The organism is Pseudomonas fluorescens (assembly GCF_902498195.1).
GTDB classification, from domain to species: Bacteria; Pseudomonadota; Gammaproteobacteria; order Pseudomonadales; family Pseudomonadaceae; genus Aquipseudomonas; species Aquipseudomonas fluorescens_BU.
On the sequence record NZ_CABVIY010000008.1, the window covers coordinates 270,578 to 283,999 of the forward strand.

Genomic DNA, 13,422 nt, shown 5'->3' on the forward strand with positions numbered 1-13,422 from the left:
CGTTTGACCGGGAGGGACATCAGACTAGTCGAGACTGGTCTTAATGGTTTTCTTCGTGCGCCATCGACAGGTAGACGATGGTCAGCATCATGAAGATAAATGCCTGCAGGGTGATGATCAGGATGTGGAACACTGCCCACGCCCACTGCAGGACGATGCCCAGGCCGCTGAGCCAGAGCAGACCGCTGCCGAACATCACAGCGATCAGAATGAATACCAGCTCGCCGGCATACATGTTGCCGAACAGACGCAGGGCCAGGGAGATCGGCTTGGCGATCAGGGTCACGAATTCCAGCAGGAAGTTCACCGGGATCAGCAGGGCTTGAACGAAGATGTTCTTGCTGCCGAACGGGTGCAGGGTCAGCTCGCCGATGAAACCGCCGAGGCCCTTGACCTTGATGCTATAGAAAATGATCAGTGCGAAAACCGAGAACGCCATGCCCAGGGTCGCGTTCGGGTCGGTGGTCGACACGGCGCGGAACGGGATGTGATGGTCACCGGAGATCAGGATGGCCAGCTGAGGAATCCAGTCGACCGGTACCAGGTCGACGGCGTTCATCAGGAACACCCAGACGAAGATGGTCAGTGCCAGCGGTGCAATCACCGGGCTACGGCCATGGAAGCTGTCTTTCACGCTGCCATCGACGAATTCGACCAATACTTCAACGAAGTTCTGCAAAGCACCTGGCTGACCGGAAGTCGCCTTCTTTGCCGCCATGCGGAAAAGAAGCACGAAGATCAGACCCAATGCGACCGACCAGCCGAGGGTATCGACGTGGAAAGCCCAGAAGCCCATTTCCTTGGCTTCTGCTGCGGTGTGGGCAAAGCCCCAGCCGCCGGTAGGGTGCTGACCGAAAGTCAGGTTCTGCAAGTGGTGCTGGATATAGCCCGAAGCGGTTGTTTCTGCCATGGTTGCCTCAAACGCCCTAAGGTCTCGAAAGTCTTGTTCTCATCAGCAGGGGAGCGAACCAGCTGACCGACTGAGTCAGCACGAAGGCACCGAATACTGCAATCGGCGCCAGTGGCTTCACACCTGCAAACACCAGTGCAAACAGCACTGCCGTCAAAATCAATTTGCCCGCCTCACCGGCATAAAAAGACCGGACGATGGCTTGAGCTGCTCGGGCGCCGGAAAACCGAAAAGCCCTGTGAGCGAAATAAACATTGGGCAGCAAGGCTATCAGGCCTCCGCAAAGTCCCGAGTACCCGGCAACGACTCCATACCAATGCCAGAGCGCCAAAGCGGCCATGAGCAAAATGACAAATTGAGCCATTAACACCGGAAAAACTGCCAGGCGATGGAAGGGCAAGCGGTTTGGCGTGCGGGTTTCCATCACTATTGCTCTCCAATGGTCGGCTGCCGAAATTCAATAACTTGGCATAATTTGTGCCGACAAAATGCGCGCAGAGTATAGGGGCGGTTCTGCCCCTATTCAACTGTCAGGTAGTGATTTCCGACTGCGCGCTACATGAGGAAATGTTTCAGCGGATATGAGCGAGCACGCCTTGAAGCTCATCCAGGGAATTGTAACCAATTACCAACTGGCCTTTTCCCTTCTTACCGTGGCGAATCTGCACCGCAGAGCCTAGGCGCTCGGCCAGACGCTGCTCCAACCGGGCGATATCCGGGTCCGGTTTTGCAGGTTCCACGGGCTCCGGTTTGCCGCTCAACCACTGGCGTACCAGTGCCTCGGTTTGGCGCACGGTCAGCCCACGTGCGACAACATGTCGCGCCCCTTCAACCTGTTGATTGTCCGGCAAACCGAGCAATGCACGGGCATGACCCATTTCCAGGTCGCCGTGGGACAGCATGGTCTTGATGACTTCGGGCAGCGAGATCAGGCGCAACAGGTTGGCCACGGTCACCCGGGATTTACCCACCGCCTCGGCCACTTGTTGCTGGGTCAGCTGGAATTCGTGCTGTAGACGCTGCAGCGCGACCGCTTCTTCGATCGGGTTGAGGTCTTCGCGCTGGATGTTCTCGATCAACGCCATGGCGATTGCGGTTTCATCCGGCACATCGCGAACCATCGCCGGGATGGTTTCCTGGCCGGCTTGCTGGCTGGCGCGCCAGCGGCGTTCGCCGGCGATGATTTCGAAACGACCACTGCCGATCGGACGCACCACAATGGGTTGCATGACACCCTGGGCCTTGATCGACTGCGCCAGCTCTTCCAGTGCCTGGGGATCCATGTCCCGGCGCGGCTGGTATTTGCCGCGCTGGATAAGATCCAGAGGCAAGTGTTGCAACTCGCGCTGATCGGCTTGTACCGCCTGCTCTTCCAGCGAGCTGACAGTCGGACCACTCAGCAGTGCATCCAGTCCACGTCCGAGACCTCGTTTCTTGACGGCCATGGGGATTCCTTAAGTTGCCTGAGCGGCGGCGATGCGTGAGTTTTTGCGCTGACGACGAACCATTTCGCCCGCCAGAGCCAGGTAGGCAACGGCGCCGCGCGATGCTTTGTCGTACGCCAGCGCCGGCATACCGTAGCTCGGGGCTTCGGCCAGTCTGATGTTGCGCGGAATGACGGTGTCGTAGAGCTGCTCGCCGAAGTGCTCCTTGAGCTGCGCCGACACGTCGTTCATCAGGCTCAGGCGCGGGTCGTACATCGTCCGCAACAAGCCTTCGACCTTGAGATTGGGGTTCAGCAATTCGGCGATGCGCTTGATGTTATCCACAAGGTCACTCAGACCTTCGAGCGCGAAGTACTCGCACTGCATGGGGATAATGACCCCGTCTGCGGCGACCAATGCGTTCAGCGTCAGCATCGAAAGTGACGGTGGACAGTCGATCAAAATGTAATCGTAGTTTTCACGGATGGGCGCCAACGCGCTGCGCAGGCGGCTCTCCTTCATCTGCATTTCCAGCAGCACCACTTCGGCGGCGGTCAGGTCGCGGTTGGCCGGCAACAGTTGGTAACCACCGTGCTCGGAGTAGTGCATGGCCTGGGCCAGATCGCATTCGCCGATCAGCAGGTCATAAACCGAGTTTTCCAGGCCGTGTTTATCCACACCGCTACCCATGGTGGCGTTGCCCTGTGGATCGAGATCGATCAACAACACCCGGCGCTTGGTCGCGACGAGGGATGCTGCGAGGTTGATGCAGGTGGTGGTCTTGCCCACACCACCCTTTTGGTTCGCTATCGCGAATACCTTAGCCATTCTTGCTTGTGTTCCCAATCATGCCGTGCGGCGCAGTATCAGCAGATGGCGTTGGCCTTGGCAACCGGGTACGGCCAAGGCGTGTTCGCTATCGAGGTGGAAGTCTGTCGGCAATGCTACCAGTTCGTCGGCGGGATGAACGCCCTTCATTGCCAGCCAACGCGTATCGGTATCACCGAGATGGCGGGTCCAGTTGGTGAAGTTCTCCATGCTGCTGAACGCACGGGAAATAATCCCGTTGAACGGCTGGGCAGGCTGGAACGCTTCGACGCGACTGTGGATAACTTGCAGGTTATCCAGCTTGAGTTCGAGTTTGACCTGGGTCAGGAAGCGGGTTTTCTTGCCGTTGCTGTCCAGACAGGTGACTTGCGACTCGGGAAACAGGATGGCCAGGGGAATACCTGGCATGCCGCCGCCGCTGCCGACGTCCAGCCACCGACCGTTTTCGATGAACGACATCACACTCAGACTATCGAGCAAATGCCGTGACACCATTTCGTCCGGATCCCGCACGGCGGTCAGGTTGTAAGCCTTGTTCCATTTGATCAACAGGGCCAGGTAACCCAGCAGCTGTGCGTGCTGGGTTTCCGTCAGATCGACACCGAGTTGACGAGCGCCTGTGGATAACTCTTCGGCATGTTGCGAGGTGACCAACGAACTCAAGCGCTTTGCTCCAACTGACGGCCCGCGCCGCGTTTTTTCAAATGAATCATCAACAGCGAAATGGCTGCCGGGGTGACGCCCGGGATACGCGACGCCTGGCCCAGGGTTTCTGGACGGGTCGCTCCGAGCTTGCTCTGGATCTCTTTGGAGAGACCGGAAATGTTCGTGTAATCGATATCCACAGGCAGTTTCGTGTCTTCGCTGGCGCGCAGCCGAGCGATTTCATCCTGTTGACGATCAATGTAACCCGCGTACTTGGTCTTGATCTCGACCTGCTCGGCGACCTGTGGATCTTCTGCGCCTTCACCTGTTACGGCGATCAGACCAGCGTAGTCGATTTCCGGACGGCTCAAGAGGTTGAGCAGATTGTATTCGTGGGTCAGCGGCGTGCCGAACTTCTCGGCAATCGCATCGCCCTGCACCGTGCCTGGACGAACCCAGGTGCTTTTCAGGCGCTGTTCTTCCAGCGCGATACTTTCGCGTTTTTTACTGAACGCAGCCCAACGCTCGTCATCGACCAGACCCAGTTCACGACCTTTTTCGGTCAGACGAAGGTCGGCGTTGTCTTCGCGCAGAATCAGGCGGTACTCGGCGCGGGAAGTGAACATGCGGTACGGCTCTTGGGTACCAAGGGTAATCAGGTCGTCAACCAACACCCCGATATACGCCTCGTCGCGACGCGGGCACCAGGCGTCTTTGCCTTGTGCACGCAGCGCGGCATTGGTTCCGGCCAGCAAACCCTGGGCGCCGGCTTCTTCGTAACCGGTGGTGCCGTTGATCTGGCCGGCGAAGAACAGGCCGCCGATCACTTTGGTTTCCAGGCTGTACTTCAGATCCCGAGGATCGAAATAATCGTATTCGATGGCGTAACCCGGACGAACGATGTGCGCGTTTTCCATGCCGCGGATCGATTGCACGATCTGCAATTGCACATCGAACGGCAGCGATGTGGATATCCCGTTCGGGTACAGCTCGTTGGTCGTCAGGCCTTCCGGTTCGATGAAGACCTGATGACTTTCCTTGTCGGCAAAGCGATGGATCTTGTCTTCGATCGAAGGACAGTAGCGGGGGCCAATGCCTTCGATCACACCGGAATACATCGGCGAACGATCAAGGTTGGCCGCGATGATTTCATGCGTCCGGGCGTTGGTATGCGTAATCCAGCAACTGATCTGCCGTGGATGCTGCTCTTTGGAGCCCATGAACGACATCACCGGAATCGGCGTATCGCCTGCCTGCTCGGTCATCACCGAGAAATCCACAGACCGGGCATCAATACGCGGCGGCGTACCGGTTTTAAGTCGACCGACACGAAGTGGCAACTCACGTAAACGCTGTGCCAGGGCAATCGAAGGTGGATCACCGGCACGACCGCCGGAAAAATTCTGCATGCCGATGTGGATAAGTCCACCAAGGAAGGTGCCTGTGGTCAACACCACCGAATCGGCAAGAAAACGCAGACCCATTTGGGTGACCACACCCCGTACCTGATCCTGTTCAACGATCAGATCATCGGCGGCCTGTTGAAATATCCACAGGTTCGGCTGGTTTTCGAGAATTTCGCGGACAGCCGCCTTGTACAGAACCCGGTCTGCCTGAGCGCGGGTTGCACGTACGGCTGGGCCTTTGCGGCTGTTCAATACGCGAAATTGAATACCACCTTTATCGGTAGCCATGGCCATCGCGCCGCCAAGGGCATCGATTTCTTTCACCAGATGGCTCTTACCGATCCCGCCGATCGCGGGGTTGCAACTCATCGCACCGAGGGTTTCCACGTTATGCGTCAGCAACAGGGTTTTCACCCCCATACGTGCTGAGGCCAGTGCTGCCTCGGTACCGGCATGACCGCCGCCGATGACGATCACTTCAAAACGGGAAGGGAAATCCACCACGCACCTCGTGCCTGCTTAAGTAGGTAATTCAGGAATAGTTTGGGCTCAGGTTTTTGGACCTGGTCGACAAGTATAGGGACTTCGCCCTTCCTAAAGAACCCTTTGCACAAAATTTAACCAGCTGTGGAGAAGTCATGGTTATAGAAATTAAAAAGAGAGAAATTTATTAAATCTTTGTTTTTATGTTTATTTCTACTGACCGACCTTTCTGTGGATAGATTGATACAGCCCTTTATATTCAACATGTACAGCGATTCAAAACCCTGTGATCATGTGCCAATGAGGCCCTTGGATAACCGGTCTAAGCCTGTGGATGAATGAGGTGGTTATCCACAGAGCCGATTATCTTCAGTTTTGACGCCCTGTTATCAACTGACCTCAGTGGTAGTTATTCACAGGGCTTAATCAACAGAAAAGTGCTGACTGAACGATAATCCAGGCACGACAAATCCGCTCAAGCAGAAGAAAACCGCTCGGCACTGAAGGTTTGTTTCGCAAATGGAGAGAACAGACAGGCGCGAATGGCCTGTCTGTGGACAGCGAAGGGACTATTTACCGATACAAAAGCTGGAGAAAATCCGTCCTAGCAGGTCATCGGAGCTGAATGCACCGGTGATTTCCCCCAGGGACTGCTGAGCCTGGCGTAAATCCTCGGCCAGCAACTCGCCGGCGCCGGCCAGTGTCAGTTGAGCGCGACCGTGTTCGAGGGAGGCACTGGCATGTCGTAGCGCCTCGAGGTGGCGCCTGCGAGCACTGAAGCTGCTTTCCGAGGTTTGTTCGTAACCCATGCAGGCCTTGAGATGATCGCGCAGTAACTCCAGGCCGACACCACCGGATTTTGCGCTGAGGCTGATGGTGACATGCCCATCGTCGCTGACTTCCAAGGTGATGGCTTCGCCCGTCAGATCGGCCTTGTTGCGGATCAGCGTGACTTTCGCCGGATCGGGGCGGGTTTCGAGAAATTCCGGCCACAAGGCAAAGGGATCCAGGGCTTCAGGGGCCGTCGCATCAACGACCAACAGCACCCGATCCGCTTCCCCGATGGCCTTCAAGGCGCGCTCGACACCGATTTTTTCCACATGATCATCGGTATCGCGCAAACCGGCGGTGTCGACCACATGCAGTGGCATCCCGTCGATGTGGATATGTTCGCGCAAAACATCGCGGGTTGTGCCCGCAATCTCAGTGACAATGGCGGCTTCCCGACCGGCCAGTGCATTGAGCAAGCTCGATTTACCGGCATTTGGGCGGCCGGCGATAACCACCGTCATGCCATCACGCAGCAAAGCGCCCTGCCCGGCTTCACGCAATACGGTGGATAACTCGTCGCGCACTTTGTCGAGCATGCTCAAAACGTGACCATCGGCAAGAAAATCGATTTCCTCCTCCGGGAAATCGATTGCCGCTTCGACGTAGATGCGCAGGCCGATCAGTTGTTCGGTCAGGTTATGCACCCGCTCTGAAAAGGCGCCTTGCAAGGAACGCAATGCATTGCGGGCAGCCTGTGCAGAACTGGCTTCGATCAGGTCGGCGATGGCTTCGGCCTGGGCGAGGTCAAGTTTATCGTTCAGGAAGGCGCGTTCACTGAACTCCCCCGGCCGGGCGAGGCGGCAACCCAGTTCAAGGCAGCGCTTGAGCAGCATATCCAGAACGATGGGGCCGCCATGACCTTGCAGCTCCAGAACGTCTTCGCCGGTAAACGAGTTCGGTCCGGGGAAATACAGGGCGATGCCCTGGTCCAGTACTTCGTCGTTTTCACCGAAGAACGGACCGTAGTGGGCGAACCGTGGCTTGAGTTCACGACCGCTGAAGGCCTCGGCCGCAACGCTGGCCAATGGCCCGGAAATACGGACGATGCCTACGCCGCCGCGACCCTGTGCGGTGGCGACAGCGGCGATGGTTTCACGAGGAGCGCTCATAAACCGGTATCCAGACAAAAGTGACAGATAGCAAAACGCCCCACTAGGGGGCGTTTTGAGTGGTTATCCACAGTGTAAATCAGGCAGTCGCTTTGGCGGCAGCTTCGATCTTACGAGTGATGTACCACTGTTGGGCGATCGACAGGCAGTTGTTCACTACCCAGTACAGCACCAGGCCAGCCGGGAACCACAGGAAGAAGAAGGTAAAGATGATTGGCATCAGCTTCATCACCTTGGCTTGCATCGGATCCGGTGGCGTCGGGTTCAACTGCTGCTGGATGAACATGGTTGCACCCATGATGATCGGCAGGATGAAGAACGGATCCTTGATCGAAAGGTCAGTAATCCACAGCATGAACGGCGCTTGGCGCATTTCAACGCTTTCCAGCAGAACCCAGTACAACGAGAGGAAAACCGGCATCTGCACGAGGATTGGCAAGCAACCACCCAGCGGATTGATCTTCTCCTTTTTGTACAGCTCCATCATGGCTTGCGACATTTTCTGCCGGTCGTCGCCATGTTGTTCTTTCAGTGCAGCCAGTTTCGGAGCCACTGCACGCATGCGCGCCATGGATTTGTAGCTGGCAGCCGACAGCGGGAAGAAGATCCCTTTGATCAGCATGGTCAGGAAGATAATCGACCAGCCCCAGTTACCCACAATGGCGTGGATATGTTGCAGCAACCAGAAGATCGGTTGGGCAATGAACCACAGGATGCCGTAGTCGACGGTCAGCTCCAGGCCTGGGGACAACTCTTTCAGCACAGCCTGGCTTTTCGGACCGGCGTAGAGAGTTGCGCTGGTTTCAGCCTTGGCACCCGGCGCGACAGTCAGAGACGGGCCGGTGTAACCGATGATGTAGTTGCCTTTGCTGTCTTTACGAGTCTGGACGATGTTGTTTTCGCCCTTCGTCGGAATCCATGCGGTCACGAAGTAGTGTTGCAACCAGGCTACCCAACCACCGGTGACGGTTTCTTTCAGCGCAGCCTTGTCCATGTCCTTCATGGACACTTTCTTGTAAGGCTCGGAACTTGTCCACAGGGCAGCGCCCAGGTAAGTCGCAGTGCCGGTGGCGGTGCTGGAAGAAGGATCGGAGCTGGCGTCACGCTTCAATTGCGCGAACATTGCACCGGACCACGGCTTGGCGCTTTCGTTGTCGATCAAGTAGGAAACGGTTACGTCGTACAGTCCACGTTTCAGGGTGAAACGCTTGATGTAGTTGACGCCGTCCTTGCTGAACTTCAGGTCCACGACCAATTGGTCCTGACCGTCAGCCAGTTGATAGATCTTCTTCTCCGAAGAGTAAACCGGACGACCGGCAGGACTTGCGTCCGGGCCATCGGTGCCGATCAAGCCGCTCTGAGCCAGATAAGTCCGCTCGTTGCCGTTATCGAACAGCTGGAACGGAATTTCCGGATGGTCCTGGCGACGTGGATACAGCGGCAGTTTCAGCTGGGCAACATCACCACCTTGTGGATCGATCGCCAGGTCGAGCACATCCGTTTTGATCTGGATGAGGTCGGTGCTTGCCGCTACCGGAGTTTCGGCGGGGGCGCTGGTATCGTTTGCGGCGCGTGGGATGTCGTCACTGACGGACGCTTTATTGCCAGTTGCCGTATCCGGGAGGCCCGGTGCGGTCGTACTGGAAGCAACATTCTGAGTCGGCAAGGCAGCCTGACCATAGTCCTGGTTCCATTTAAGAACCATTACGTAGGACACGATTGCCAGGGCGACGATCAGGATCGTGCGTTTGATATCCATGATTACTCGGCCATCGAAGAAGAACGGGAGGTAGGGATAGGTGGAACCGGGTCATAACCACCGGGATTCCACGGATGACAGCGACCTAAACGACGAAAGGTCAGCCAGCCACCGCGTAGAAGGCCATAATTTTCGATGGCTTCCAACGCGTAGCAGGAACAACTGGGGTAGAAACGACAGTGACTGGCCATCAGGGGACTAATGGCATAGCGATAAAACTGGATCGGAACGAGTGCCAGTTTACGCATCTGGACTGTCTACCCCTACAGTTTCGGTGTTGACCGCTGGGACCGGCGAGCTACGTGCCAGACGCTTCCAGAGTTTGCCGAAATGCTGAATCAATTCGGGGTTTTCTACGTCACCCAAACCTTTGCGCGCGACGATAACGATGTCCCAGCCCACCAGTAAATCCTGGTTAAGGCGAAACGATTCGCGCATCAGACGTTTGAGGCGATTGCGCTCGACGGAGAGCTTTACGCTCTTTTTCCCGATAACCAGCCCTAGACGGGGGTGATCAAGATCGTTGTTGCGCGCAAGGAGCAGGAGATTTTTCCCCGGAACCTTGCCGGTAGGGGAGTCAAAGACCGCCTTGAAATGCCGGGGAGTAAGCAGACGCTTTTCCCGACTGAAGTCCTGACTCACCTCCAGTGCCGGATTATCAAACTGCCAGACGCGCACGACCTTTGGCGCGACGACGCGACAGGACGGCACGACCGTTCTTGGTAGCCATGCGAGCACGGAAACCGTGGGTACGAGCGCGTTTGATAGTGCTTGGTTGGAAAGTACGTTTCATTGTCGTGTTACCTGGTTCGTCCACAACGGGCCGGAATGGCCCCCGTTTTAAGAGACCGGGGATTCTAGAGAAAGCAAGCCTCTAGGTCAATTTCCAACCAGCGTTTCCTTATAAATAGATCCCGGTCGTTTTTCCGGGTGACGATCATTCGCTAAACATAAGATTAAAGAAGGAAAGTATTTAAAGCTTTTCTGTAAAGCTTATAAAAGCTAGGAGCACCATCATCTGTGGATAACTGCCTTTAGCCCTTATTTCACAAGCTGTACAGAGAATGACAACTACAGTGGAAAACCGTGTTCAGCCTGTGCTGCGCTGTCGGAAAACCTGTGTGTGAAAGCGTGTGTTATCCACAGGCTGGTTATCCACCGAGTTTCACCCCCAGTTGTGCAACGAGCTCAGACCCGGTTATCCACAGAGCTTATGCACAGACCGCTGGTCGTCTTTTTTGCGTATAAACCTTTGATTCTTGTTGGCCGTTGACCCACCTACGTGTGGATAAGTCGGCCTGCGGTCGCTACAATGGCCGCTTGTTTTTGCCTCACCGGCTTTCAACTTAGGGGATATCCGTGTCAGTGGAACTTTGGCAGCAGTGCGTGGAGCTTTTGCGCGATGAGCTGCCTGCCCAACAATTCAACACTTGGATCCGTCCACTACAGGTCGAAGCCGAAGGCGACGAGTTGCGTGTCTACGCACCCAATCGTTTTGTCCTGGACTGGGTCAACGAAAAGTATCTGGGTCGTGTCCTGGAATTGCTGGACGAGCATGGCAACGGGTCGGCGCCTGCGCTTTCCTTATTAATAGGCAGCAAACGCAGTTCGGCTCCGCGTGCCGCGCCGAATGCTCCGCTGGCCGCCGCGGCTGCCGCGTCCCAGGCTCAAGTGACTTCGGCCCCGGTCAGTTCAGCGCCAGCCGCCACACCGAACAAGCGAGCAACGCAGAAAGTGGCTGAAGTCATTGAGGAAGAGCCGTCTCGCGACAGCTTTGACCCGATGGCTGGCGCCAGCTCACAACAGGCTCCGGTTCGGGCAGAGCAACGTACCGTGCAGGTTGAGGGTGCGCTCAAGCACACCAGCTACCTGAACCGTACCTTCACCTTCGAAAACTTCGTCGAGGGCAAGTCCAACCAGCTGGCCCGTGCCGCGGCCTGGCAGGTGGCGGACAATCCCAAGCATGGTTACAACCCGCTCTTCCTTTATGGTGGCGTGGGCCTGGGTAAAACTCACTTGATGCACGCTGTGGGTAACCACCTGTTAAAGAAGAACCCGAATGCCAAGGTCGTTTACCTGCATTCCGAGCGTTTCGTGGCGGACATGGTCAAGGCCTTGCAGCTGAACGCGATCAACGAGTTCAAGCGTTTCTACCGATCGGTGGACGCTTTGCTGATTGACGATATTCAGTTCTTCGCCCGCAAGGAACGTTCCCAGGAAGAGTTTTTCCACACCTTCAACGCCCTGCTTGAGGGTGGCCAGCAGGTCATTCTCACCAGTGACCGCTACCCGAAAGAAATCGAGGGTCTCGAAGAACGGTTGAAGTCGCGCTTCGGTTGGGGCCTGACGGTCGCCGTCGAACCGCCGGAGCTGGAAACGCGGGTTGCGATCCTGATGAAGAAGGCCGACCAGGCCAAGGTCGAATTGCCCCACGACGCAGCGTTCTTCATTGCCCAGCGCATTCGCTCCAACGTTCGCGAACTGGAAGGCGCGCTCAAGCGCGTGATCGCGCACTCCCACTTCATGGGCCGCGATATCACCATCGAGTTGATTCGCGAATCCTTGAAGGATCTGTTGGCGTTACAAGACAAACTGGTCTCTGTGGATAATATTCAGCGCACCGTCGCCGAGTACTACAAGATCAAGATCTCCGACTTGCTGTCCAAACGCCGCTCGCGTTCGGTCGCCCGTCCACGACAGGTCGCCATGGCGCTGTCCAAGGAATTGACCAACCACAGTCTGCCGGAAATCGGCGATGTGTTCGGTGGACGCGACCACACCACGGTGTTGCACGCCTGTCGCAAGATCAACGAACTTAAGGAATCCGACGCGGACATCCGCGAGGACTACAAGAACCTGCTGCGTACACTGACCACTTGATGAACACCAGCGCAGCTTATTAAGGCAAGGGACTAGACCATGCATTTCACCATTCAACGCGAAGCCCTGTTGAAACCCCTGCAACTGGTCGCAGGCGTCGTCGAGCGCCGACAGACCTTGCCGGTGCTCTCCAACGTGCTGCTGGTTGTCGAAGGCCAGCAACTGTCGCTGACCGGTACCGACCTGGAAGTCGAGCTGGTCGGTCGTGTTCAACTTGAAGAGCCAGCAGAACCAGGCTCCATCACTGTGCCTGCACGCAAGTTGATGGACATCTGCAAAAGCTTGCCGAACGATGCCCTGATCGACATCAAGGTCGACGAACAGAAGCTGGTCGTGAAGGCTGGCCGCAGCCGCTTCACCCTGTCGACCCTGCCGGCCAATGACTTCCCAACGGTGGAAGAAGGCCCGGGCTCGCTGACCTGCAGCCTCGAGCAAAGCAAACTGCGTCGGTTGATTGAGCGCACCAGCTTCGCCATGGCCCAGCAGGACGTGCGTTACTACCTCAACGGCATGCTGCTGGAAGTCTCGGCCGGCGTGATTCGCGCCGTTGCTACCGATGGCCACCGTCTGGCGATGTGCTCGATGCAGGCCGATATCGGTCAGCCGGATCGCCACCAGGTCATCGTGCCGCGCAAAGGTATCCTTGAGCTGGCTCGCTTGCTGACCGAACCGGACGGCATCGTTAGCATCGTCCTGGGCCAGCACCACATCCGCGCGACGACCGGCGAGTTCACCTTCACCTCGAAATTGGTCGACGGCAAATTCCCCGATTACGAGCGTGTGCTGCCCAAGGGTGGTGACAAGTTGGTCCTGGGGGATCGCCAGGCCCTGCGCGAAGCCTTCAGCCGTACCGCGATTCTGTCCAACGAAAAGTACCGTGGCATCCGTCTGCAACTGGCCAATGGTCAGCTGAAGATCCAGGCGAACAACCCGGAGCAAGAGGAAGCGGAAGAAGAAGTGGGCGTTGAGTACAACGGTGGCTCCCTGGAAATCGGCTTCAACGTGAGCTATCTGCTCGACGTGCTGGGCGTGATGACCACCGAGCAGATTCGCCTGATCCTGTCCGATTCCAACAGCAGCGCGCTGGTGCAGGAATCCGACAATGACGACTCGGCCTACGTCGTTATGCCGATGCGCCTGTAACAAT

The 13,422-nt window shown here is 56.8% G+C and carries 13 protein-coding genes; 2 read left to right on the plus strand and 11 right to left on the minus strand.

Going from position 1 to position 13,422, the window contains the following annotated elements:
• Positions 1-40: 40 nt before the first annotated feature.
• The 11 genes from atpB to rpmH all read right to left on the minus strand — a co-directional run bounded on the left by atpB (position 41) and on the right by rpmH (position 10,188).
• Positions 41-910 carry a F0F1 ATP synthase subunit A gene (gene atpB / locus F8N66_RS27355; protein ID WP_150773093.1) on the minus strand — a complete coding sequence of 290 codons (870 nt, stop codon included), beginning with the start codon at positions 908-910 and terminating at the stop codon, positions 41-43.
• A 16-nt stretch (positions 911-926) separates the two neighbouring features.
• The gene (locus F8N66_RS27360) at positions 927-1,334 is read right to left on the minus strand and encodes a F0F1 ATP synthase subunit I (protein ID WP_150773094.1); all 408 of its coding nucleotides are present in this window, start codon (positions 1,332-1,334) and stop codon (positions 927-929) included.
• A gap of 148 nt (positions 1,335-1,482) precedes the next feature.
• On the minus strand, positions 1,483-2,355 hold the full coding sequence (locus tag F8N66_RS27365; protein WP_150773095.1) for a ParB/RepB/Spo0J family partition protein: 873 nt from the start codon (positions 2,353-2,355) through the stop codon (positions 1,483-1,485).
• A gap of 9 nt (positions 2,356-2,364) precedes the next feature.
• On the minus strand, positions 2,365-3,162 hold the full coding sequence (locus tag F8N66_RS27370; RefSeq protein ID WP_150773096.1) for a ParA family protein: 798 nt from the start codon (positions 3,160-3,162) through the stop codon (positions 2,365-2,367).
• Positions 3,163-3,180: 18 nt separating this feature from the next.
• Positions 3,181-3,825 carry a 16S rRNA (guanine(527)-N(7))-methyltransferase RsmG gene (gene rsmG, locus F8N66_RS27375; RefSeq protein WP_150773097.1) on the minus strand — a complete coding sequence of 215 codons (645 nt, stop codon included), beginning with the start codon at positions 3,823-3,825 and terminating at the stop codon, positions 3,181-3,183.
• The gene (gene mnmG / locus F8N66_RS27380; RefSeq protein ID WP_150773098.1) at positions 3,822-5,714 is read right to left on the minus strand and encodes a tRNA uridine-5-carboxymethylaminomethyl(34) synthesis enzyme MnmG; all 1,893 of its coding nucleotides are present in this window, start codon (positions 5,712-5,714) and stop codon (positions 3,822-3,824) included. Before mnmG ends, rsmG begins: the two co-directional genes overlap by 4 nt.
• Before the next feature lie 551 nt (positions 5,715-6,265).
• Positions 6,266-7,636: a tRNA uridine-5-carboxymethylaminomethyl(34) synthesis GTPase MnmE gene (mnmE, locus tag F8N66_RS27390; RefSeq protein WP_150773099.1), complete on the minus strand. Its 1,371-nt coding sequence runs from the start codon at positions 7,634-7,636 to the stop codon at positions 6,266-6,268.
• Between the two features lie 79 nt (positions 7,637-7,715).
• Positions 7,716-9,395, minus strand: a complete 1,680-nt coding sequence (yidC, locus tag F8N66_RS27395; RefSeq protein ID WP_150773100.1) for a membrane protein insertase YidC — start codon at positions 9,393-9,395, stop codon at positions 7,716-7,718.
• A gap of 2 nt (positions 9,396-9,397) precedes the next feature.
• A complete protein-coding gene (yidD, locus tag F8N66_RS27400) occupies positions 9,398-9,643 on the minus strand; it encodes a membrane protein insertion efficiency factor YidD (RefSeq protein WP_081832423.1) in 246 nt (81 codons plus the stop codon).
• Entirely contained in the window at positions 9,636-10,037 is a 402-nt protein-coding gene (rnpA, locus tag F8N66_RS27405; protein WP_224790525.1) for a ribonuclease P protein component, read from the minus strand. Before rnpA ends, yidD begins: the two co-directional genes overlap by 8 nt.
• A 16-nt stretch (positions 10,038-10,053) precedes the next feature.
• Entirely contained in the window at positions 10,054-10,188 is a 135-nt protein-coding gene (gene rpmH / locus F8N66_RS27410; protein WP_003213577.1) for a 50S ribosomal protein L34, read from the minus strand.
• A 566-nt stretch (positions 10,189-10,754) separates the two neighbouring features.
• Between rpmH and dnaA the strand changes: the two genes are divergently transcribed.
• Together dnaA and dnaN are read left to right on the plus strand one after the other, a co-directional pair.
• The gene (gene dnaA, locus F8N66_RS27415; RefSeq protein WP_150773102.1) at positions 10,755-12,275 is read left to right on the plus strand and encodes a chromosomal replication initiator protein DnaA; all 1,521 of its coding nucleotides are present in this window, start codon (positions 10,755-10,757) and stop codon (positions 12,273-12,275) included.
• A gap of 39 nt (positions 12,276-12,314) precedes the next feature.
• A complete protein-coding gene (gene dnaN, locus F8N66_RS27420; protein ID WP_150773103.1) occupies positions 12,315-13,418 on the plus strand; it encodes a DNA polymerase III subunit beta in 1,104 nt (367 codons plus the stop codon).
• The last annotated feature ends 4 nt before the right edge of the window (positions 13,419-13,422 follow it).